The sequence below is a fragment of the Inquilinus sp. Marseille-Q2685 genome (assembly GCF_916619195.1).
Classification (GTDB): Bacteria; Pseudomonadota; Alphaproteobacteria; order DSM-16000; family Inquilinaceae; genus Inquilinus.
The window spans coordinates 1841143-1861539 of the sequence record NZ_CAKAKL010000001.1; the positions used below are offsets into that span (position 1 = coordinate 1841143).

Here is a 20397-nt window from a genome sequence, read left to right on the forward strand (position 1 = left end):
GCCGGCTCACAAGCCCTAACGGGCGTCCTCCCCGGCCGCCGCCTAGATATCGGGCATCGACGACGGCCTGGAGGACGCAAGGATGGAGAAGGACGAGACAAGCCTCGCGGCCTTGCCTGCCGACGCGTCCTGCGATCCGGCGGGGGCCGCCGCGGCGCTGATCGAGGACGTCCGCCGCGGGCTGGTGCGGGACCCGGCCGCCGCTCGCGCCGCCGCGGTGCGGCTGGTGACGCTGCTGACGCTCTCGGGCGTGGCGGAAGGCACCCGCGGCGGGCTGGCCCCGTGGCAGAAGCGCCGGGTCGACCGCTACCTGCGGCGGTCCCTGCACCGGCCGCTGCGGATCGAGGAGCTGGCGGAACAGGCGGCGCTGAGCATCAGCCACTTCGCCCGCGCCTTCAAGGACAGCTTCGGCACCACCCCGCACGGCTACATCATCCGGCTGCGGCTGGAACAGGCCCAGCGGCTGATGCTGACCACCCGCGACCCGCTGAGCCAGATCGCCCTGGCCTGCGGCCTGGCCAGCCAGTCGCATCTGTCGAAGCTGTTCCGCCGCTGGCTCGGCGAAACGCCGAGCGCCTGGCGCCGGCGCAACCAGACGGGGGCCGTCACGCCCCCACTTCCATCACCAAGGAGCCCATCATGACCCGCATCGAAAAGGTGCTGTACACCGGCAGGACCCACACCACCGGCGGCCGCGACGGCATGGCCCGCAGCTCGGACGGCCGGCTGGACATCAAGCTGTCGCCCCCGGGCGGCCCGGGCACCGGCACCAACCCGGAGCAGCTGTTCGCCGCCGGCTGGTCGGCCTGCTTCATCGGCGCGATGGGCCGGGCGGCGAGCGAGATGAAGGTCACCCTGCCGGCCGACCGGGCCGTCGATGCCGAGGTCGATCTGGGCACCACCGACGGGGCCTTCTTCCTGCAGGCCCGGCTGACCGTCAGCCTGCCCGGCCTGGACCGCGAGGTCGCCCAAAAGGTGGTCGAGGCCGCGCATCAGATCTGCCCCTATTCCAAGGCCACCCGCGGCAACATCGACGTGACCCTCACCGTGGCCTGAGCCGCAGCTCTCCGCCGGTCCCGAAGGAAGAAGTCCCCATGCCCGAAGACATCGATCTCCCGCGCCGCCGCCTGTTCGGCACCGCGCTGACGGCCCTGGCCGCCGCCCCCTTCGTCGCGATCGGCCCGGCTGCCGCGCAGACCATGGCCGCGGCCGCCCCGGCCAGGTCCGGCGCCAGCTTCGGCCCGATCAAGCAGATCGACGCCGGCGACCTGACCGTCGGCTATGCCGAGGCCGGCCCGGCCGACGGGCCCGTGGTGCTGCTGCTGCACGGCTGGCCCTACGACATCTACAGCTTCGTCGACGTCGCGCCGGTCCTGGCGAAGGCCGGCTACCGGGTGATCATCCCGTATCTGCGCGGCTACGGCACCACCCGGATCCGGTCGGAGGCGACGGTCCGCAACGGCGAGCCGGCAGCCCTGGCCGTGGACATCATCGCCCTGATGGACGCGCTGAAGATCGAGAAGGCGGTCATCGGCGGCTTCGACTGGGGCGCCCGCACCGCGTGCATCGTCGCGGCGCTGTGGCCGGGGCGCTGCCGGGCGCTGGTCTCGGTCAGCGGCTACCTGATCAGCAGCGTCGCCGCCGGCAGGAAGCCGCTGCCGCCGAAGGCCGAATTCCAGTGGTGGTATCAGTTCTACTTCGCCACCGAGCGCGGCCGCGAGGGCTACAGCCAGAACCGGCACGACTTCAACAAGCTGATCTGGCAGCTCGCCTCGCCGCAGTGGCGGTTCGACGACGCCACCTTCGACCGCAGCGCCGCGGCTTTCGACAACCCGGACCATGTCGACATCGTGATCCACAACTACCGCTGGCGGATCGGCCTGGCCGAGGGCGAGAAGCGTTACGACGAGCTGGAGCAGAAGCTGGCCCAGGGCCCCGTGATCACGGTGCCGACCATCACCATGGAAGGCGACGCCAACGGCGCGCCGCACCCGGAGCCGGCCGCCTATCGCGGCAAGTTCTCGGGCAGGTATGAGCACCGCACCGTCACCGGCGGCATCGGCCACAACCTGCCGCAGGAGGCCCCCGAGGCCTTCGCCCAGGCCGTGCTCGACGTCGCCAGGCTCTGACCCCGGGAGGCCGCCATGAGCCTGTCGTTCCTCCGCCGCTTCGCCGCCGGCGCCATGCTCGGCGCCGCGGGCAGCTTCGCCGCCGCCTGCGGCGCCCTGGGCGAGCAGGTCCGCTACGCCCCGGCGCCGGTGGCCCGGCTGGGCACCCGGCCGGAGCCGACACCGCCCGGCGAAGCCCCGTCGGCGAAACGGCCCGGCCGATGACCGCCTGACGACTACAGCGTGCCGGTCCCACCGCCGGCGCCACGGCCTGAGTGCCGTCCCAGCCAAAAGTCGATGTATCTCATTGAATATAACGTTGACGACCTTTCGGCAGCGGCCCATCGTGATATCCTACCGAATACATCGATAGGAGTCCCGGCATGCCGACCCTGCCGGTTTCCGCGCCTCTGTTCCGGACGGCCTCGATGCCGATGCCGCCCCCTGTGGCTATCCCGCGTCCACCGATCGCAAGTGAGGATCTCGCCCTCCCGGCCAAGGGCCGCGACCGGATCTGGGAGCTGTCGCCGAACCTGCACTGCTCGGTGGTCGGCACCTGCCTGTCGACCGGCGACCTGCGGCAGCTCTTCGTCAAGCTGAACGACCCCGATGCGCGGACCGCCTCGGACCACGCACTGCACGGCCGGGCCGTGCGGGCGGCCGGGCAGAAGGAGGTCGCCGGCAAGCTGCTGAACAAGCTGCTCGACAAGCGGCACGAGGCCGCGATCAGGCGCTTCGCCAAGGCCCGCACGGCGGCGGAGGTGCGGGTGCTGTGGCAGGAGGCGCTGGAGCGCGGCGACATCCCCGGCGCCTATTGGGCGGTGCTGAGCCACCCGGCCACCGACGGGCCGCTGGCGCAGGAGGTGTATGGCGAGGTGCACATGCTGTCGCATCTCGTCGGCATGTCGAACCGCGCCGACATCGCCCGGCTGCGGCATCTGGAGCAGGAGCTCGGCGCCCGCGACGATCGGATCGCCCGGCTGGAGGAGCGGCTGCATCAACTGGGCGCCGCGCGCGAGGCCCTGGCCCGGCGGGGGACGGAGTTGGAGCAGGCGGCGCGGCGCCAGGCCATGGCGCCGGCTCCCGCCGCCCAGGCGGACGACGAGGCGCTGCGCCGGCGCCTGACCGACGAGCAGGCGCGGTCCGCTTTGCTGGCCGAACGGCTGGCGGCGCAGGGCGAGGCCGTCGCCCGGCTCACCGGGCGGGCGGAGCAGGCGGAGGGGCGGGTCGCAGTGCTGCAGGGCGAGCTCGCCGCGCTGGAAGCGACGCTGGCCGAGCGGGCGGAACCCGGCGAGGCGCAGAGACCGGCGCCTGCGCTTCAGGGGCAGACCCTGCTCTATGTCGGTGGCCGGCCGAAGCAGGTCGAGCAGCTGCGGGCCCTGGCCGCGCGGCTCGGCGGCGTGCTGCTGAGCCATGACGGCGGCGTCGAGGACAGCCCGACGCTGCTGCCGGGCCTGGTCAGCCAGGCCGATATCGCCTTCTTCCCGGTCGACTGCGTCAGCCACCACGCGGCCGGCCAGGTGAAGCGCCTGTGCCGCGAAGCCCGGAAACCCTTCGTGCCGCTGCGCACCGCCAGCCTGGCCAGCTTCGCCGCCGCGGTGGGAGCGATGGACGCGGTCGCGGCGGAGTAGCCCAGCGACATCCCGCAGCGGGGCGGGAGGGCCGGAAGCGGCCCGAGGAGCTTGCTATTTCTCGTCGAGATAGCCGGCCTCGCGCGACCATTCAGCCATGGCGCGCGAAATCTCCTCGGCAGACGAGAAGAAGGAGGTCGCAGGCCAGCGGACATCGCCCGGCGACGCGCCCCAGACCAGATGAACGATGGCGAACCCGCCGTCAGGCATCGCGACGACAACATCGTCATTCGCATCGCTTCGGCCGATGACTCGAGCCTGTCTGCCCCATAGCGGATGAGGGGGTGTGACCTCGAACTCGAGCCGCCGCTGCAGGGCGACCGCCACCTTGCCCTCCGATACCGGCGCCCAGGGCCTGACGAACTCGATTCCCATGACGTCAGCCTAGCGCAGGAATCGATTCTCCTGCAGAGGGACATCGCCCTCCTACCCGCCCAGCATCACCCGGTCGCTCTCGCGCGGCACCAGCTCCAGCGGCCAGAGATCCTGGACCAGGCGGCCGTCATACTCCCCGGCGTGGTCCGGCATGGTCGCCAGCAGCGCCTCGGCCAGCCTCACGCCGAGATCGTGCAGCGACAGGCGGAAGCAGGTCAGGGCCGGCGACAGGAAGCGGCTGAACGGGCTGTCGATCATGCCGCCGATCACCGCGACCTCCCGGCCGGGCCTGAGGCCGGCCTCGTTCAGCCGGCGATAGGCGCCGACCACCATGCGCTCGTTGACCACGAACAGCGCGGTGGGCGGCGGCCCGCGCTGCAGCAGCGCGTCGACCAGCCGGTAGCCGCCGGCCTCGGTCATTTCCTCCGCCTGCACCAGCGCCTCGTCGAAGCCGATGCCGTGCCTGGCCAGGGCCTGGCGGTAGCCGTCCAGCAGCACGTGACCCTGCATCAGGTCGTGCCCGGCATTGCCGAGGGCGATGCGGCGGTGGCCGAAGCCGGCCAGCCGGCCGACCGCGGTCTCCGCCGCCTGGCTGAAATCGAGATCGAGCCAGGGATGGCCGCCGCCGGACAGGCTGCGGCCCAGCGCCGCGAAAGGGAATCGGCGCTGGACCAGGAAGTCGAGCCGCGGGTCGATCCGCCGGGTCCAGGGCAGCAGGATGCCGTCGGCCAGGCGCCGCTCCACCACCCGGCGCAGCTGCGCCTCGTGGTCGCCGTCCGGCGTGTTCAGCAGCACGATCAGGTCGAGCCCGTGCCGGGCCAGCACCTCCTGCACCCCGTCGAACAGGCCGATGAAGAACGGCTCGCCATAGGGCTCCGGCCCGCTATAGGCCTGCAGCATGAAGGCGATCGCCCGCGTCGACCCCTGGCGCAGGCTGCGGCCCGACTGGTTCGGCGAATAGCCGAGTTCCGCCGCCGCCTCCAGCACGCGCCGCCGTGTCTCCGGATTGACGTCGCCTCGGCCGTTGAAGGCGCGGGAGACGGTCCCGATCGAGATGTCCAGATGCTTCGCGAGCTCGCGGATTCCCAAGCGATGCCCTCCCTTCCGCGGCGACAGAGTGCAACCGAACGCATCGCCAATGCCAGAACCGGATTGACAGCCCGATATCGCCGACATCAATATCGTAAACGTTTACGGCGACACAATCGAACAATCTGCCGGCAGTCGAGGAGCGAAACCCAAGTGCGAGCTGTGCTTGCCGGATGCGGCGCCATGAGCCGGGCCTGGCTCGAAGCCGCCCGCCAGATCGAGGGGCTGGAGGTCGTCGGCCTGGCCGACCTGGACTCGGAGCGGGCACGGGGCCGCGCCGCCGAGTTCGAGCTGGCTGGCGCCGAGATCGGCACCGACGTCCCGGCCCTGCTGGACCGGCTGCAGCCCGACATCCTGTTCGACGTGGTGGTGCCGGACGCGCGCCGCGACGTGGTGCTGGCCGGCCTGGCCCGCGGCTGCCACGTGCTGAGCGAGAAGCCGATGGCCGACAGCCTGGACGCTGCGCGCGAGCTGGTGGCGGCGGCGAAGGCGGCCGGGCGGGTGCACGCGGTGGTGCAGAACCGGCGCTACCATCCTGGCATCCGCCGGCTGCAGCGGGCGGCATCCGGCGGCCTGATCGGCGACATCACCGGCGTGCATTGCGACTTCTTCGTCGGCCCGCATTTCGGCGGCTTCCGCGAGGAGATGCGGCATGTGCTGCTGCTGGACATGGCGATCCACACGCTGGACGCCGCCCGGCTGGTCGCCGGCCGCCGCCCCCTGGCCGTCTACTGCCACGAGAGCAACCCGGCCGGGTCCTGGTACGCCCACGGCGCCAGCGCCCATGCCATCTTCGAGCTGGAGGGCGGCGCCGTCCTGACCTATCGCGGCAGCTGGTGCGCCGAAGGTCTGCGCACGAGTTGGGAGAGCCAGTGGCGCCTGGCCGGCACCAAGGGCAGCCTGAGCTGGGACGGGGCCGAGGGCTTCCGCGCCGAGGTGGCGACCGACCGGCGCGACGGGCTGTTCTTCGAGCCCGCCACGGTCGAGGTGCCGCCCTTGGTTTCGGCCGACCGCACCGGCGGCCATCTCGGCGTCATCCGCGATTTCGTCGACGCGATCCGCACGGGCACCGAGCCGGAGACGGTCGGCCACCAGAACTTCCACAGCCTCGCCATGGTCTTCGGCGCGATCGAGAGCGCGCGCCAGGGCCGCCGCGTGGCCATCCAGACGATCGAGGAACCATGACCAGCAGCACCAAGCCCGTCCGGGCCAACCACCAGGACATCCGCATCGGCACCATGGTGCGAGCCAATGGCGACGACCCGGCCGGCTATGTCCGCCAGATCATCGCCCACGGCTTCGAGAGCATCGAGCCGTTCTTCTGGCAGACGCTGGGCGGCAAGGACATTCCGCGCCTGGCCGCCGAGATCCGCGAGGCGATCGGCGACAGCGGCGTCACCGTCGGCGCGCTGGGCATCTTCGGCAACCCGCTGGAGGACCAGGCGCAGGACCGCGAGACCTTGGCTGGCTGGGAGGCGCTGATCGACAACGCCCATCTCTTCGGCACCGACATCGTCGCCGGCTTCACCGGCCGGGTGCGCGGCCGGCCGCTGGAGGAGAGCCTGCCGCGATTCAAGGAGGTGTTCGGCCGGCTGGCGAAGCGCGCCGCCGACAAGGGCGTGCGCCTGGCCTTCGAGAACTGCCCGATGGAGGGCAGCTGGAAGACCGGCGACTGGAACATCGCCCACAACCCGGCGGCCTGGGAGCTGATGTTCGACGCCCTGCCGGACGACAATCTCGGCCTGGAATGGGAGCCGTGCCACCAGCTCTACTACCTGATCGACCCGGTGCCGCAGATCCGGCGCTGGGCGCCGAAGATCTTCCACGTCCACGGCAAGGACGCGACCGTGCGCTGGGACGTGGTGAAGGAGCACGGCGTCCACGGCAAGGTCCCCTTCGCCTTCCACCGCACCCCCGGCTTCGGCGACACCGACTGGACCCGGGTGATCACCGAGCTGCGGCTGGGCGGCTTCAGGGGCGCGATCGACATCGAGGGCTGGCACGACCCGGTCTACCGCGACGACCTCGAGATGACCGGCCAGGTGCAGGGCTTGCGCTACCTGCAGCGCTGCCGCGGCGGGGAGTTCGTCGCCAACCCGCAATAGAACAACCAACACAGTGGAGGAAGCTCATGTCCAGGACCCTGCGACTCTTGTTGGGAACCGCCGCCCTTCTCGCCTCCACCCTGGCCCAGGCCGAGCCGGTGACGCTGGAGGTCTGGACCCATGACGACGAGGGCGAGTTCACCTATGTGCTGGCCAGGGAGTTCGCGGCCAAGCACCCCGACATCAAGGTCAACATCAAGCACGTCAACTTCGCCGATGTGGTGAACGACTCGATGCGCGCCTACGCCGCCGGTTCGGCGCCGGACGTGATCGGCATCGACAACCCCGAGACCGCGATGTTCGCGGCGCGCGGCGTGCTGCTGGACCTGACGCCCTATGTCGAGCAGTCGCAGGTGATCAAGGCCGACGCCTTCTATCCCGGCCCGCGCAACTCCTCGACCTGGGACGGCAAGCTCTACGCCATCCCACGCGCCTCCAACACCCTCGCCCTCTATTACAACGCCGACATGTTCAAGGCGGCGGGCCTCGACCCTGACAAGCCGCCGCAGACCTGGGACGAGCTGTACCAGACGGCAAAGAAGCTGACCGACCCGAGCAAGAACGTCTACGGCCTCGCCTTCTCCGCCATCGGCACCGAGGAGGGCACCTTCCAGTTCCTGCCCTTCATCCAGAGTGCCGGCGCCGATTACGACAGCGTCGGGTCGGACGGTGCGGTGCGGGCGCTGGAATTCTGGCAGAAGCTGCTGGACGAGAAGCTGGCCTCGCCCGACACGCTGATCCGCAGCCAGCACGATTCGTCCGGCACCTTCAACGCCGGCAGCGCCGCCATGGTCATCTCCGGCCCCTGGGAGCTGCCGTTCATGGCCAAGGAGGCCAAGTTCGACTATCGCGTCGCGCTGTTCCCGGTGGAGAAGGAGGGCAGCCCGCGCGCCTCCGCCCTCGGCGACTTCAACAACGTGATCTTCAAGACCTCCAAGCACCCGAAGGAGGCGTTCATGCTGCTGGAGTACATCTACTCGCAGAACCACCGGATCTGGAACGAGTTCGGCCTGCTGCCGCCGGTCCAGAACGCCAAGGCCGACTCGCCGCAATGGCCGCAGGCCTATGCCGTGTTCACCGAGCAGATGCAGTACGCCCGGCCGCGCGGCCCGACCCCGGACTGGCCGAAGATCTCGAAGGCGATCCAGACCGCCATCCAGTCGACGCTGACCCACCAGACCGACGCCAAAGCCGCGCTCGCCACCGCCCAGTCGACGATCGACCGCGTGCTGAAGAAGTGAGGACGACCGGACACGATCTGATCATTCAAGCTCCCCCTCCCCTCGCGGGAGGGGGCAGGGGGTGTCGATGACGAGTGCCCAGATCCGCCAATCGATGACCGATCGTTCGGTGAATTCCCGTCCGGTCCTTGCCCGCCTCCCGCTGTTTCGCACCCTGCGGGACGGCAGCGGCTTCGACGTCGCGCTGGTGCTGTGCGCGGTCGGCTACCTGCTGGTCTTCGCCGCCTTCCCGCTGGTCTACACGCTGGTGATGTCGCTGCAGCAGGTCGACATGTTCTCGCTGGCCTCCTTCGACCGGCCTTTCGTCGGGCTGGACAACTACCGCGACGTGTTCACGCGGCCGGAGGCGCTGCAGATCCTGAAGAACACCGTCCTGTTCGTCGTGCTGTCGATCACCTTCCAGCTGAGCATCGGCTTCGGCCTGGCGCTGTTCTTCCAGCAATCATTCCCGGGCGCGACCTATATCCGCGGCGTGTTCCTGGCCGGCTGGATCATGCCGGCGCTGGTGGTCGGCGCGATCTGGAAATGGATCTTCGCCGGCGATTTCGGCGTGCTGAACTACGCCCTGACCAGCCTGGGGCTGACCGGCGGCAAGATCTTCTGGTTGTCGGACCCGGACGTCGCCCTGTTCGCCGTGATCATCGCCAACATCTGGCTGGGCATCCCGTTCAACATGATCCTGCTGTCGGTCGGCCTCGCGGCGATCCCGCGCGACCTGTACGAGGCGGCGCAGATCGACGGCGCCCGGGCGGGCCGGCGCTTCTTCTACATCACCCTGCCGATGATGCGGTCGACGCTGGGCGCCGTCATCGCGCTCGGCATCATCTTCACGCTGCAGCAGTTCGACCTGATCGCGGCCCTGACCAAGGGCGGCCCGGCCAATGCGTCGAACGTCGCGCAGTACTGGTCCTGGCAGATGTCGTTCGAGACCTACGAGATCTCGGCCGGCAGCGTCGTCGCCGTGCTGATGATCGCGCTGGTGATCCTGGTCGCGGCGCTCTATGTCCGCTCGACCGAACGGGAGCACGCGGCATGAGGACGGGATCGATCAAACCCTTCGTCCTGCTCGGCCTGGCCCTGGTCTTCGCCGCGATCTACCTGTTCCCGCTGTACTGGATGTATGTGACGGCGTTCAAGTCCGGCGGCGAGATCTTCGCCTTCCCGCCGAGCTTCTGGCCGACCGACCCGCAATGGCAGTTCGGCCGGATCTTCGCCGAGCACGCGATGGACCGGTACCTCTGGAACTCGCTGCTGATCGCGATGGGCACCACGGCGCTGGCGACGCTGATCGGCACCGGCGCCGCCTATGCCCTGTCGCGCCACCGCAATGCCTGGACCGCGGTGGCGCTGTTCCTGGTGCTGATGCTGCAGGTTCTGCCGCCGTCGCTGATGGTGACGCCGATCTTCGTCGCCTTCAGCCAGGTGGGACTGCTGGAGACGCCCCGCGCGGCCGTGGTGCTGGCCCAGACCGCCAAGGTGCTGCCGCTCTACATCGTGCTGTGCCGGTCGACCTTCCTGCAGGTGCCGCGCGAGCTGGAGGATGCGGCGCGGGTGGACGGCGCCTCGCGCATCGGCGCCTTCCTGCGGATCATGATCCCCCTCGCCCGCAACGGCATCCTGGTGGTGTCGGTGCTGATCTTCCTGCAGTCCTTCGGCGAATACGTGTATTCGCGCTCGCTGATCGCGGCGGAAAACCTGCAGACCGCGACGGTCGGCCTGTCCTCCTTCATGGGCCCGAACACCAACGACTGGGGCGGGACCATGACCTATGCCGCGATCTACGTGACCCCGATCCTGGTCGTCTTCGCCCTGCTGCAGCGCCGGATCGTCAGTGGGCTGACGGCCGGGGCGCTGAAGTAACGGCGCGACGGAGTCCGGCCAGCAGGACCAGCGCCCAGATCGCCACCGCCAGCGCCCCGAGCGTGCCGGCGATCGGCCGCTCGAAGAAGGCCAGCAGGTTGCCGTCGGCCTTGATCATCGAGGTGAAGAAGTGGTCCTCGAGCATCGGCCCGAGGATCAGGCCCAGGATCAGCGGCGCCACCGGGAATCCGTTCTCCTCCATCACGAAGCCGATCACGCCGAACACCAGGATCACCAGCACGCCGAGCAGCGAGTTCTCGATCGCGAAGGCGCCGACGATGCAGAACATCAGGATCGTCGGGCTCAGCAGGCTGCGCGGCAGCAGCAGGATCTGCCGTGCCGCCCGGATGGTGGCGAGGCCGAGCGGGATCATCACGATGTTCGCCAGGATGAAGATCAGGAAGATGGCGTACATCTGCGGCGCCTGCTCGATGAACAGGGTCGGCCCCGGATTCAGCCCCTTCAGGTAGAGGACGCCGATGGCGATCGCGGTGATCGAATCCCCGGGAATGCCGAAGACCAGCGCCGGCACCCATGCGCCGGCCAGGGCCGAGTTGTTGGCCGAGCCGCTTTCGATGATGCCCTCGACATGGCCGGTGCCGAACTTCTCCGGCGTCTTCGAGAAGCGCTTGGACACGGCATAGGACATCCAGGCGGCGATGTCGGCCCCCGCGCCCGGCAGGATGCCGACGATGGTGCCGAGCACGCTGCCGCGCAGGAAGCCGAGCGGATATGTCATCAGCAGCTTCACCTGGCCGGCCAGGACGTTGCCCGTGGGCCGGCGCGCCACCTCGACCGGCTGGCGCACGGCCAGGACGGCGCGCATCACCTCGGACACGGCGAACAGGCCGACCATGACATTGATGGCGTTGATACCGCCCATCAGGTCGACGCTGCCGAAGGTGAAGCGCGGCACGCCGGCCGGGTTCTGCAGCCCGATGCAGGAGATGAAGAGGCCGAGCAGCAGCGCCGCGATGCCCTTCGTCACCTGGGCGCCGGAGATGAAGACGGCGCAGGACAGGCCCAGCAGCACCAGCCAGAAATACTCGAAGGAGCTGAAGTTCAGCGCGAAATCGGCCAGGGCCGGCGCCGCCACGATCAGCACCGCCGTGCCGAACAGCCCGCCGAGCGCGGAGAAGAACAGCCCGGCGCCGAGCGCCGTCTCCGCCCGCCCGCTGCGGGTCATGGCGTAGGCTTCGTCGGTATAGGCGGCCGAGGCCGGGGTGCCGGGCATGCGCAGCAGGCAGCCCGGGATGTCGCCGGAGAAGATCGCCATCGCCGTGGCGGTGACGATCGCCGCCACCGCCGGGATAGGCGGCATGAAGAAGGTGACCGGGATCAGCAGCGCCGTCGCCATGGTCGCGGTCAGTCCCGGGATGGCCCCTACCAGCATGCCGTAGACGGCCGACCCGGCGATCACCGCCAGGACATAGGGATCGAGCACGAGCTCGAAAGCCTGCAACAGGTCTGTCATCGCATCACCCCAGGAGCAGGCCGAGCCAGCCCCGGGGCAGCGGCACCCGCAGCCCCTGGGCGAAGCCGAGATAGAGGCCGACGGCCATCACCGCGGCGAATGCCGCCGCGGTCACGAGCCGGGCGCCGAGCGTCGCTGCCAGCGCCAGCAGGAGAACGAAGGCGGTCGGCACGAAGCCGATCTGGTCGGCCGCCAGGATGTAGACGGCCGGCGCCGCAAGGGTCAGGGCCAGGTCGCGCCAGCAGCGCGGCGAGCGCGCCCAGTCGCTGAGGCTGAGCGCCGGGCTGCGCTGGCGCAGCCCGGACAGGATCAGCGGCAGCGCGGTGACCGCCAGCGCCACGCCGATGACGAGCGGGAACGACCCCGCCCCGAAGGCCTGGCCCGGCATGGGCGGATGCCCGGCCGCGGCCCAGGCGATGGCGATGCCGGCCAGCAGCAGGACGGCACCGAAGATCGCGTCGTTGAAGCGCACGGGACGGCTACTGCTTGGCGAGGCCGGTGGCCTTCATCACCTCGCCGAGGGCGTCGTTCGAGGTCTTCATATAGGCCGCGAACTCGCCGCCCAGCGCCACCTTGGTGCCGAAGCCGCGGGACTTCACCATCTCCTGGTACTCGGCGCTCTGGACGATCTTGCCGATGATCTCGGTCAGCTTCTTCGTCACGTCCTCCGGCATGCCCTTGGGCCCGCCGACGCCGCGCCAGGCGCCCATGGTCCAGCCGCTGCCGGTCACGCTCTTCAGCGTCGGCACGTCCGGATAGAGCGAGCTCGGCTCCGCATCCATGATCGCCAGCGCCCTGACCTTGCCGGCGTCGATCAGCGAGCGCGCCTCCGGCAGCGACACCGGGGTCAGGTCGACGCCGCCGGCGACGAGGTCCTGCAGCCCCGGCGCCGCCCCCTGGCTGGGCACCCAGGTCACCGCCGCAGGATCGAGTCCGGCGTCGCGCAGCATGCCGGCCAGAGCCAGGTGCCAGATGCCGCCCTGCCCGGTGCCGGAAGCCTTGAGCTTGCCGGGATTGGCCTTGGCCGCCTCCAGCAGCGCCTTGAGGTCGCCATGCGGAGAGTCGGCCGCCACCTCGATCGCCGCCGGGTCGGCGTTGATCAGCGCCAGCGGCGTGTAGCTCTCCCAGGTCAGGTCGGTCAGGCCCTGCCAGTGCATCATGTTGATCTCGACCGTCAGCGTGCCGATGGTATAGCCGTCGGCCGCGGCGGTCGCGATCGCGGTGTGGCCGACCACGCCGCTGCCGCCGGTGCGGTTCACGACATTGACCGGCTGTCCCAGCTCCTTCTCCAGGAACGAGGCGAGGATGCGGGAGACGGCGTCGGTGCCGCCGCCGGCCGCCCAGGGCACGATGTAGGTGATCGGCCGCTCCGGCCATTCGGCCTGGGCGGCGGGCGCCGCGACGGCGGCCAGCACGACGCCGGCGAGGCCGGCGATCACGGTCTTGAGCATGGTTTCCCCCTTCTGTTTGATGGCTGTCTGGTCCGCCCCGGTCTTGGTGCCGGGTTCAGCATGGCGACGGTCAGTAGCCGCCGCCCTTGGCTCCCTTCCCCGCGCCTTCGCGGTAGGCCCTGTACGCGGCCACCGAATCCGAGGCCGCCTGGCGCAGATAGGGCACATCGCCGCCGCCCGTCACCATCCGGTAGCCGCGGTCGAACAGCTCGGCCCAGGTCGAAGCGCTGCTGGGCACGGTGCCGAGCGGCGTGCCGGTCGGCCGCACCGCGTCCTCGATCTGCTTCACCAGGTCCTGCACCCGCGGGTCGTGCAGCTGCTCCAGCAGGCCGATCGAGCCGCCGAGGTCGTTGACCCCGATGAACACCATGTCGATGCCGTCGACCCGGGCGATCGCCGCGGCCTCCGGCACCGCGTCCTTGGATTCGATCTGGGCCAGCAGCAGCAGGTTGTCGTTGGCCTTGCGCATGTAGTCCGGCTCGAAGCCGTAGGTCGAGGCGCGCACCGCGCCGGCGGCGTAGCCGCGGCGGCCGGCCGGCGGGTAGCGGCAGGCGCGCACCAGCGCCTCGGCCTCGGCCGCGCTCTCGATCATCGGCACCATCAGGCTGTCGGCGCCGGCGTCCAGCACGCGCTTCAGCCAGACCGGGTCATGCGCCGGCACCCGCACCACCGCCGGCGTGTCCGACGCCTGCACCGCGCGCAGCAGGTCGATGGTGTCGTCGATGCCGCCGGGCCCGTGCTCGGTGTCCAGGATGACGAAGTCGAAGCCGGCATGGGCCATGATCTCCGCCACCGTGGGCGAGCCGCTGCCGACCCAGGCGCCGAACAGCTGGTCGCCGCGGCGCAGCCGTTCCTTCAGCCGGTTGGGGCGAAACATTCCGGGACGATCCTCCTATGGTTGGGGGGAGTGTACGCACCCCTTGTTATGTCCGACAACAGGCCAGCATGGCCGCCCGGATCATCCGTCGGTTTTCCCGGCGCCGATCCCTCCCTATATTCTGCCCGCCATGAACTCACTCGGTTTCGACAAGCCCCCGGCCGCGACGCGGGTCGTGGTCGCCATGTCCGGCGGCGTGGACAGCTCCGTCGTCGCGGCCCAGCTTGCCGAGCAGGGCTACGACGTGGTCGGCATCACGCTGCAGCTCTACGACCACGGCATCGCCATCCAGAAGAAGGGCGCCTGCTGCGCCGGGGCCGACATCTACGACGCCCGCACCGTGGCCGACCGCATCGGCTTCCCGCATTACGTGCTGGACTATGAGAGCCGCTTCGGCCAGGCGGTGATGGACGATTTCGCCGACAGCTACCTGCGCGGCGAGACGCCGATCCCCTGCATCCGCTGCAACCAGAAGGTCAAGTTCCGCGACCTGATGGAGACCGCGCGGGACCTGGGCGCCGACTGCCTGGCCACCGGCCACTATGTCCGCCGGGTCGAGGGGCCGCGGGGGCCTGAGCTGCACCGCGCGATCGATCCGGCCAAGGACCAGAGCTACTTCCTGTTCGCGACCACGCCCGAGCAGCTGGAATTTCTTCGCTTCCCCCTCGGCGGCAACAGCAAGGCCGAGACCCGGGCCGAGGCGGTGCGCCTGGGCCTGGTCGTCGCCGACAAGCCGGACAGCCAGGACATCTGCTTCGTGCCCGAGGGCCGCTATGGCGAGGTGGTGGCGCGGCTGCGCCCCGGCGCGGTCGGGCCTGGCGAGATCGTGCATCTCGACGGCACCGTGCTGGGCCGGCACCAGGGCATCGTCCACTACACCATCGGCCAGCGGAAGGGCCTGGGCATCGGCGGTCGCCAGTCCAATGACGAGCCGCTCTACGTCGTCCGGCTCGATCCCGAGGCGAAGCGCGTCATCGTCGGCCCCTGGTCGGCCCTGGCGCGGCACAGCGTCGCCCTGACCGAGCTGAACTGGCTGGACGCGGCCCCCGGCCCCGAGGGCCGGGTGGTCGAGGCCAAGCTGCGATCCGCCCAGGCGCCGGTGCCGGCGACGGTGCGGCTGACCGGCCCGGGAGAGGCGGTGCTGGAGCTGCATGCGCCGCAGCACGGGGTGGCGCCGGGCCAGGCCGCCGTGCTTTATGACGGCGACCGCGTGCTCGGCGGCGGCTTCATCGCCCGGGCCGAGCGCGCCGCCGCCTGATCGAAGCCCGGACAGAAAGGACCCTTGCCCATGTCGCTCGACGCCCTCGCCGAAGCCGTGCGCGGCCGCGCTGCCAGCGGCCCCGCGCTCGACGCCCGCGTCAAGTTCGACCTCGGCGCCGACGGCTTCATCGTGCTCGACGGCACCGGCCCCGCGCCCGCGGTGTCGATCGGCGACGCCCCGGCCGACGTGACCTTGAGCATGAAGGCGGAGACGCTGCGGCGGATGGTCGAGGGCTCGCTGAGCCCGACCATGGCCTACATGACCGGCAAGATCAAAGCCAACGGCTCGCTGACCGTCGGCATGAAGCTGGCCGCACTGCTGGACGACTGAGGACCGCCCCCCTCCGACACTTCGACGGACACCGCAGCGTCGGCGCGCGACACGCGCCCGCGCGCGGGGCATGGTGGGCCGGCAACCGAGGAGGCCCCCATGCCCGCCGACCGCGCCGCGCCGCCCGTCGTCGACTATCTGCTGCTGGCGCTGCTGGCCACGGTCTGGGGCGCGTCCTACAGCTTCATCAAGCTCGGCGTCGCCACCATCCCGCCGGTGACGCTGATCGCGGCGCGAACCCTGATCGCCGGCGTCCTCCTGCTGCTGGTGCTGCGGCTGCGCGGCGTCCGCATGCCGACCGATGCCCGGACCTGGCGGCTGCTCGCGGTCCAGGCGCTGGTCAACAGCACCATCCCCTTCGTCCTGATCGCCTGGGCCGAGACCGAGATCGATGCCGGCCTGGCGGCGATCCTGAACTCGACCTCGCCGATCTTCACCTTCCTGCTCACCTGGGCGGTCACCCGGCACGAGGCGGTGACCGGCCGCAAGCTGTTCGGCATCGCCGCCGGAGTCGCCGGCATCACCCTGGTGATCGGCCTCGACGCCCTGTCCGGCGCCGGGCGGCAGCTTCTGCCGCAGCTGGCGATCGTGGCGGCCACGGTGTGCTACGGCATCGCCGCCATCTTCGGCCGCCACTTCAGGGGGCTGGACCCGATGGTGCCGGCCGCCGGGTCGATGCTGTCCGGCGCCGCCATGCTGATCCCGCTGAGCCTGGTGCTGGACCGGCCCTGGGCGCTGTCGCCCTCCGCCGCCTCGCTCGGCGCGCTGGCCGGCCTGGCCGTGGTCTCGACCGCCCTGGCCTTCGTCCTCTACTTCCGCCTGATCGCCTCGCTCGGCTCGGTCGCGACCATGGCGCAGGCCTATCTGCGGGTGCCGGTCGGGGTGGCGATCGGCGTCGTCTTCCTGGGAGAGACCCTGGCCCCGACGGCGCTGTCCGGTCTGGTGCTGGTGGTGATCGGGGTCGCCGCCATGACCCTGCCGGGGCGGCCGCGGGCGAGGCCCAAGCCCGCTTAGCTCGCCGGCGTCCCCGCCACCACCGCGGTCGGATCCTTGACCTGCAGCACCCGGGCCGCCACCGCCTTCACCTGGGCCGGCGTCACCGCATCGATCAGGCCGGGATACCTGTCGATGAAGTCGCGGCCGCGACCCGCGAGTTGCAGTGACAATACATAGGAGGCGAGGCTGTCATGCGAGGCGAAGCCCAGCGGGTAGCTGCCGATCAGGTAGCTCTTCGCCTCGGCCACCTCCTGCTCGGTCGGGCCGTCCTTCGCCAGCCGCGCGATCTCGTCCCGGATCACCGACAGGCTCTCCCCCGCCTTGTCCGCCCGGGTGCCGGCGGTGATCAGCAGCAGCCCGGAGTGCTTGAGCTGGATGGTGTTGCTGTCGACCGAATAGGCCAGGCCGCGCTGCTCGCGCACCGCGCGGTAGAGCCGCGAGGTGAAGGTCGAGCCGCCGAGGATGTGGTTCATCACGATCGCCGGGAAATAGTCGGGATCGTCGCGCCGCGGCGAGGGAAAGCCGAGCTGGATCGACGCCTGCGACACGCCCATCGGCACCGTCTCGGTCCCCTTGGCGGCGACCTCGATCTCCGGCACCGGCATGCGGTCGCCGTTGGCCGGCAGGCCGCCGAAGACGCGGTCGAGCGCCGGCCCCAGCGTGGCGGCGTCGATGTCGCCGACCACGGCCAGGCGCAGCCCGTCGCGGGTGAACAGGCGGCGGCGCAGGTCCTGCAGGTCGGCGGTGCCGATCGCGGCGACGCTGTCCTTGGTGCCGACCGACGGCCGGCCATAGGGATGGCCGGGGAAGGCGGCGGCGGACCAGCGGTCGTCGGCGATGGTGCCGGGGTCGTTCTCCTGGAAGTTCAGCTCGGCCATCCGGCCGGCCTTGATCCGGTCGAGGTCGCCCTGCGCCAGCCGCGGCTCGGCCAGGGCCAGGCGCAGCAGCTCGAAGGCGGCGTCGCGCTCGGTGGTCAGCGTCTTCAGCCGGCCGCCGCTGTAGTCCTGCGAGGTGGAGAAGCCGAGCTGGATCGAACGGTCGGCCAGGGCGGTCTTGAAGCCCGGGGCGTCGTAGGGCCCCGCCCCCTCGGTCAGCATCTCGCCCAGCAGCGAGGCCAGGCCGGCCTTGCCGTCCGGATCCTGGGCGGCGCCACCGTCGAAGGAGAAGGAGACCGTCACGGCCGGCACCGTGTGGTCCTCGACCAGCCAGGCCTCGATGCCGCCGGGGCTGACCACGCGGTCGATCGTGGTCGCGGCGGCCGGCAGCGTGGCGGCGGCGAGCAGCAGGCCGGTCAGGGCGGCGCGCAGCGGGGAAAGCAGCGGCTTCATCGGTGTCGTCCTCGCGCGGTCAGGGCTGCTTGGCCTGGGTCGCGTCCGCCGGCCGGGTCAGGAGCCCGGTGACGGAGCGCGGCGGCTGCAGGTAGGTCTGGGCGGCCTTCTGCACATCGGCGGCGGTGACCGCGGCGATGCGGCCCGGCCAGCCCTGCACGTCGGCGACGCTGCGGCCCAGCGCCGCCGCTTCGCCGAAGACCCGGGCCAGCGCCCCCGGATCGTCCTGGCCGTAGATCGCGCCGGCCAGCAGGCGGCGCTTGGCCCGGGCCAGCTCCTCCTCCGGCACCGCCTCGTCGCGCACGCTGGCGAGCACGACGTCCATCGCCGCCTCGAGATCCGGCAAGGCCACGTCGCCGCGCGGCACGGCGTAGACGGCGAAGGGACTGTAGTCGAGCGCATCCGGGTCGTAGCCGGCGCCCGCCATGGCCGCCAGGCTTTGGGTCTCGCCCTGCCCGCTCACCAGGGCGCGGTAGAGGCGGCCGGTCTCGCCCGACAGCACCGCCGCCAGCACCTGCAGCGCCGCGGCCTCGCCCGGCGCCGCCGTGACCACCGACGGGGCCAGGTAGTTGCGACGCAGATAGGGCTGGCCGGCGCGGGCGTCGGTCAGCTCCAGCCGGCGCGGCGCCGGCGGCTGCGGCTCCTGCGGCCGGACGCGCGGCGGTGGCTCGGCCCGGCGCTTGACCGGCCCGTAGATCTCCTCCGCCTGCGCCTTGACCGCGGCGGGGTCGACGTCGCCCGCAATCACCACGGTGGCGTTGTTCGGCGTGTAGAAGCGGTCGTAGAAGGCCAGCGCGGTCTCGCGGTTCAGCGCCTCGATCTCCGACGGCCAGCCGATCACCGGGGCGCGGTAGGGGTGGTTGAGGTAGAGCACGGCGTTCATCGCCTCGCCGAGACGCGACGACGGCTCGTTCTCGATCCGCATCCGCCGCTCCTCCAGCACCACGTCGCGCTCGGCGTTGACCCGCTTCTCCTCGAGCACGAGGTTCTGCATCCGGTCCGCCTCGTAGCGCATCACCAGAGGCAGGTTCTGCTTGGCGACGGACTGGTAGTAGGCGGTGTAGTCGGCGGTGGTGAAGGCGTTCTCGACACCACCGATGGCCGCCAGCTCCTGCGAATAGCCCTGCGGCTTGGAGGTGGTGCCGTGGAACATCAGATGCTCCAGGAAATGGGCGATGCCGGACTGGCCCGGCGCCTCGTCGGCAGCGCCGACGCGGTACCACACCATCTGCGTCACCACCGGGGCGGTGCCGGCCGGGATGACGATGAACTGCAGCCCGTTGCCGAGGGTGAAGCTCTGGGCCTGCGGCGCGATCCTGAGGTCGTCCGGCAGCGGCGCCGGCGCCGCCAGCGGCGGAGCGCCCGTCGGCGAAGCAGGGGGCGGCACGGCAGGGGGCGGCGCGGCCTCCTGGGCGAGGGACGGCGCGGCGACGGCGGCGCTCAGCACGAAGGCGGCGGCCAGCCGGCGGACGGAGAGGGGCATCGCGGTCATGCCTTTAGGTAACGGAAGCGCCGCCGCCGCCGCAAGCCGTGGCGCCGTGGTGCGACACTGTCCCGGGCGGCTTGACAGGGGCGGCGGCGGGCGCGTATACGCTCGGCCCCGATGGCTGGGTAGCTCAGTGGTAGAGCAGGGGAATCATAATCCCTTGGTCGGGGGTTCAAATCCCTCCCCAGCTACCATCGAATTTCCCGAACGTTCCTGCGGATTTCCGCGACGGGACAAGGGCTTGCAAGGCGGAGAGACCGGTCCCGGTTCTCCGCCTTTTTCGTTCGCGCCTGTTCCCTTTCACCCGTCTTCCGGGATGTCCACCCGCATCCGCACCGGCATGGGTTCAGGGCTCGCCTCTCGGCGCGAGTCGCGGCGGATGTGGTGAGGGCGTGGCTTCGGCCTGTCCGATCGGCACCGAGCCGGTCACCCGGTATCGGGTCCGCAGGGCTTGCCCGGTTCGTGGGGTTCGGGGGGCTCCTCGTCGTCGCCGGCGAAGTCGACGCCGAGGGAGCGGCAGAGGCGGGCGGCGGCCCGGGCCGGCGGCTCGGCGTCGATCAGCTCTTCGGCATCGGGCTCCTGCAGCCGGGCGTCCATCCCGGCCTCGAGGCCGGGCGCCTTGGCGGGATCGATGGCCCCGAGCGTCCGCCTCATCAGATCGTGCAGCCGGGCCCGGCGCCGCGCCCGGATCTCGCCCGGGCTGCCGGTCGGCGGCGGCGGATAGGGCGGGTCCGACCAGTCGGCCGCCCGGCGGCGCCATTCGTCGGACAGGCCGAGGCCGCAGG

The 20397-nt window shown here is 70.9% G+C and carries 22 protein-coding genes and 1 tRNA gene; 14 read left to right on the forward strand and 9 right to left on the reverse strand.

The window, feature by feature from the left end:
- Window positions 1–82: 82 nt before the first annotated feature.
- The 5 genes from LG391_RS08765 to LG391_RS08785 all read left to right on the forward strand — a co-directional run bounded on the left by LG391_RS08765 (window position 83) and on the right by LG391_RS08785 (window position 3739).
- Complete coding sequence (locus LG391_RS08765; protein ID WP_225767594.1) at window positions 83–643, forward strand: helix-turn-helix domain-containing protein; 561 nt, start codon at window positions 83–85, stop codon at window positions 641–643.
- Window positions 640–1056, forward strand: a complete 417-nt coding sequence (locus tag LG391_RS08770) for an organic hydroperoxide resistance protein (protein ID WP_225767595.1) — start codon at window positions 640–642, stop codon at window positions 1054–1056. The genes LG391_RS08765 and LG391_RS08770 overlap by 4 nt, the downstream gene beginning before the upstream one ends.
- 38 nt (window positions 1057–1094) lie before the next feature.
- Window positions 1095–2129, forward strand: coding sequence for an alpha/beta fold hydrolase (locus LG391_RS08775; RefSeq protein ID WP_225767596.1), 1035 nt, complete (start codon window positions 1095–1097; stop codon window positions 2127–2129).
- 15 nt (window positions 2130–2144) lie between these two features.
- Window positions 2145–2333, forward strand: coding sequence for a hypothetical protein (locus tag LG391_RS08780; RefSeq protein WP_225767597.1), 189 nt, complete (start codon window positions 2145–2147; stop codon window positions 2331–2333).
- A gap of 158 nt (window positions 2334–2491) precedes the next feature.
- A complete protein-coding gene (locus LG391_RS08785) occupies window positions 2492–3739 on the forward strand; it encodes a DUF2325 domain-containing protein (protein WP_225767598.1) in 1248 nt (415 codons plus the stop codon).
- Window positions 3740–3793: 54 nt separating this feature from the next.
- Here the strand turns inward: LG391_RS08785 and LG391_RS08790 are convergent, their stop codons facing one another.
- Window positions 3794–4114, reverse strand: a complete 321-nt coding sequence (locus tag LG391_RS08790; RefSeq protein WP_225767599.1) for a hypothetical protein — start codon at window positions 4112–4114, stop codon at window positions 3794–3796.
- 51 nt (window positions 4115–4165) lie between these two features.
- Window positions 4166–5203, reverse strand: coding sequence for a LacI family DNA-binding transcriptional regulator (locus LG391_RS08795; RefSeq protein WP_225767600.1), 1038 nt, complete (start codon window positions 5201–5203; stop codon window positions 4166–4168).
- A gap of 3 nt (window positions 5204–5206) precedes the next feature.
- On the opposite strand from LG391_RS08795, the gene LG391_RS08800 reads away from it, so the two are divergent.
- From LG391_RS08800 to LG391_RS08820, 5 genes are all read left to right on the forward strand, one after another.
- Window positions 5207–6388: a Gfo/Idh/MocA family protein gene (locus LG391_RS08800; protein ID WP_225767654.1), complete on the forward strand. Its 1182-nt coding sequence runs from the start codon at window positions 5207–5209 to the stop codon at window positions 6386–6388.
- A complete protein-coding gene (locus LG391_RS08805) occupies window positions 6385–7308 on the forward strand; it encodes a sugar phosphate isomerase/epimerase (RefSeq protein WP_225767601.1) in 924 nt (307 codons plus the stop codon). Before LG391_RS08800 ends, LG391_RS08805 begins: the two co-directional genes overlap by 4 nt.
- A 26-nt stretch (window positions 7309–7334) precedes the next feature.
- Window positions 7335–8549, forward strand: a complete 1215-nt coding sequence (locus tag LG391_RS08810; protein WP_225767602.1) for a sugar ABC transporter substrate-binding protein — start codon at window positions 7335–7337, stop codon at window positions 8547–8549.
- 67 nt (window positions 8550–8616) lie between these two features.
- Window positions 8617–9585 carry a carbohydrate ABC transporter permease gene (locus tag LG391_RS08815; protein ID WP_225767603.1) on the forward strand — a complete coding sequence of 323 codons (969 nt, stop codon included), beginning with the start codon at window positions 8617–8619 and terminating at the stop codon, window positions 9583–9585.
- Window positions 9582–10409, forward strand: a complete 828-nt coding sequence (locus LG391_RS08820) for a carbohydrate ABC transporter permease (protein WP_225767604.1) — start codon at window positions 9582–9584, stop codon at window positions 10407–10409. Before LG391_RS08815 ends, LG391_RS08820 begins: the two co-directional genes overlap by 4 nt.
- Here LG391_RS08820 and LG391_RS08825 read toward each other — a convergent pair.
- The 4 genes from LG391_RS08825 to LG391_RS08840 all read right to left on the reverse strand — a co-directional run bounded on the left by LG391_RS08825 (window position 10378) and on the right by LG391_RS08840 (window position 14211).
- The gene (locus LG391_RS08825; RefSeq protein ID WP_225767605.1) at window positions 10378–11883 is read right to left on the reverse strand and encodes a tripartite tricarboxylate transporter permease; all 1506 of its coding nucleotides are present in this window, start codon (window positions 11881–11883) and stop codon (window positions 10378–10380) included. The two genes, LG391_RS08820 and LG391_RS08825, sit on opposite strands and share 32 nt — an antisense overlap.
- 4 nt (window positions 11884–11887) lie before the next feature.
- Complete coding sequence (locus tag LG391_RS08830; RefSeq protein WP_225767606.1) at window positions 11888–12355, reverse strand: tripartite tricarboxylate transporter TctB family protein; 468 nt, start codon at window positions 12353–12355, stop codon at window positions 11888–11890.
- Between the two features lie 7 nt (window positions 12356–12362).
- Window positions 12363–13334 (reverse strand): tripartite tricarboxylate transporter substrate binding protein, encoded by a 972-nt coding sequence (locus tag LG391_RS08835; protein WP_225767607.1) that lies wholly within the window; start codon window positions 13332–13334, stop codon window positions 12363–12365.
- A gap of 70 nt (window positions 13335–13404) precedes the next feature.
- Entirely contained in the window at window positions 13405–14211 is an 807-nt protein-coding gene (locus LG391_RS08840) for an HpcH/HpaI aldolase/citrate lyase family protein (RefSeq protein WP_225767608.1), read from the reverse strand.
- Window positions 14212–14341: 130 nt separating this feature from the next.
- Between LG391_RS08840 and mnmA the strand changes: the two genes are divergently transcribed.
- The 3 genes from mnmA to LG391_RS08855 all read left to right on the forward strand — a co-directional run bounded on the left by mnmA (window position 14342) and on the right by LG391_RS08855 (window position 16816).
- Window positions 14342–15469 carry a tRNA 2-thiouridine(34) synthase MnmA gene (gene mnmA / locus LG391_RS08845; protein WP_225767609.1) on the forward strand — a complete coding sequence of 376 codons (1128 nt, stop codon included), beginning with the start codon at window positions 14342–14344 and terminating at the stop codon, window positions 15467–15469.
- 30 nt (window positions 15470–15499) lie between these two features.
- Window positions 15500–15802 carry an SCP2 sterol-binding domain-containing protein gene (locus LG391_RS08850; protein ID WP_225767610.1) on the forward strand — a complete coding sequence of 101 codons (303 nt, stop codon included), beginning with the start codon at window positions 15500–15502 and terminating at the stop codon, window positions 15800–15802.
- 99 nt (window positions 15803–15901) lie between these two features.
- On the forward strand, window positions 15902–16816 hold the full coding sequence (locus tag LG391_RS08855; protein WP_225767611.1) for a DMT family transporter: 915 nt from the start codon (window positions 15902–15904) through the stop codon (window positions 16814–16816).
- On the opposite strand, the gene LG391_RS08860 is transcribed toward LG391_RS08855, so the two are convergent.
- Both LG391_RS08860 and LG391_RS08865 read right to left on the reverse strand, forming a co-directional pair.
- Window positions 16813–18126, reverse strand: coding sequence for a pitrilysin family protein (locus tag LG391_RS08860; RefSeq protein ID WP_225767612.1), 1314 nt, complete (start codon window positions 18124–18126; stop codon window positions 16813–16815). The two genes, LG391_RS08855 and LG391_RS08860, sit on opposite strands and share 4 nt — an antisense overlap.
- Window positions 18127–18145: 19 nt before the next feature.
- Window positions 18146–19609 carry a pitrilysin family protein gene (locus LG391_RS08865; RefSeq protein ID WP_225767613.1) on the reverse strand — a complete coding sequence of 488 codons (1464 nt, stop codon included), beginning with the start codon at window positions 19607–19609 and terminating at the stop codon, window positions 18146–18148.
- Between the two features lie 122 nt (window positions 19610–19731).
- On the opposite strand from LG391_RS08865, the gene LG391_RS08870 reads away from it, so the two are divergent.
- Window positions 19732–19806 (forward strand) — tRNA-Met (locus LG391_RS08870).
- Window positions 19807–20038: 232 nt separating this feature from the next.
- On the opposite strand, the gene LG391_RS08875 is transcribed toward LG391_RS08870, so the two are convergent.
- Window positions 20039–20397, reverse strand: a 359-nt coding sequence (locus LG391_RS08875; RefSeq protein WP_225767614.1) for a hypothetical protein, incomplete at its 5' end; no start/stop codon positions are given.

Excerpts from the sequence above, each read along its gene's own strand:
- LG391_RS08765 (WP_225767594.1), top strand. The coding sequence starts at position 83 with ATGGAGAAGGACGAGACAAGCCTCGCGGCCTTGCCTGCCGACGCGTCC.
- LG391_RS08770 (WP_225767595.1), top strand. The coding sequence starts at position 640 with ATGACCCGCATCGAAAAGGTGCTGTACACCGGCAGGACCCACACCACC.
- LG391_RS08775 (WP_225767596.1), top strand. The coding sequence starts at position 1,095 with ATGCCCGAAGACATCGATCTCCCGCGCCGCCGCCTGTTCGGCACCGCG.
- LG391_RS08780 (WP_225767597.1), top strand. The coding sequence starts at position 2,145 with ATGAGCCTGTCGTTCCTCCGCCGCTTCGCCGCCGGCGCCATGCTCGGC.
- LG391_RS08785 (WP_225767598.1), top strand. The coding sequence starts at position 2,492 with ATGCCGACCCTGCCGGTTTCCGCGCCTCTGTTCCGGACGGCCTCGATG.
- LG391_RS08790 (WP_225767599.1), bottom strand. The coding sequence starts at position 4,114 with ATGGGAATCGAGTTCGTCAGGCCCTGGGCGCCGGTATCGGAGGGCAAG.
- LG391_RS08800 (WP_225767654.1), top strand. The coding sequence starts at position 5,207 with ATGCCCTCCCTTCCGCGGCGACAGAGTGCAACCGAACGCATCGCCAAT.
- LG391_RS08805 (WP_225767601.1), top strand. The coding sequence starts at position 6,385 with ATGACCAGCAGCACCAAGCCCGTCCGGGCCAACCACCAGGACATCCGC.
- LG391_RS08810 (WP_225767602.1), top strand. The coding sequence starts at position 7,335 with ATGTCCAGGACCCTGCGACTCTTGTTGGGAACCGCCGCCCTTCTCGCC.
- LG391_RS08815 (WP_225767603.1), top strand. The coding sequence starts at position 8,617 with ATGACGAGTGCCCAGATCCGCCAATCGATGACCGATCGTTCGGTGAAT.
- LG391_RS08820 (WP_225767604.1), top strand. The coding sequence starts at position 9,582 with ATGAGGACGGGATCGATCAAACCCTTCGTCCTGCTCGGCCTGGCCCTG.
- LG391_RS08825 (WP_225767605.1), bottom strand. The coding sequence starts at position 11,883 with ATGACAGACCTGTTGCAGGCTTTCGAGCTCGTGCTCGATCCCTATGTC.
- LG391_RS08835 (WP_225767607.1), bottom strand. The coding sequence starts at position 13,334 with ATGCTCAAGACCGTGATCGCCGGCCTCGCCGGCGTCGTGCTGGCCGCC.
- LG391_RS08840 (WP_225767608.1), bottom strand. The coding sequence starts at position 14,211 with ATGTTTCGCCCCAACCGGCTGAAGGAACGGCTGCGCCGCGGCGACCAG.
- mnmA (WP_225767609.1), top strand. The coding sequence starts at position 14,342 with ATGAACTCACTCGGTTTCGACAAGCCCCCGGCCGCGACGCGGGTCGTG.
- LG391_RS08850 (WP_225767610.1), top strand. The coding sequence starts at position 15,500 with ATGTCGCTCGACGCCCTCGCCGAAGCCGTGCGCGGCCGCGCTGCCAGC.
- LG391_RS08855 (WP_225767611.1), top strand. The coding sequence starts at position 15,902 with ATGCCCGCCGACCGCGCCGCGCCGCCCGTCGTCGACTATCTGCTGCTG.
- LG391_RS08860 (WP_225767612.1), bottom strand. The coding sequence starts at position 18,126 with ATGAAGCCGCTGCTTTCCCCGCTGCGCGCCGCCCTGACCGGCCTGCTG.
- LG391_RS08865 (WP_225767613.1), bottom strand. The coding sequence starts at position 19,609 with ATGCCCCTCTCCGTCCGCCGGCTGGCCGCCGCCTTCGTGCTGAGCGCC.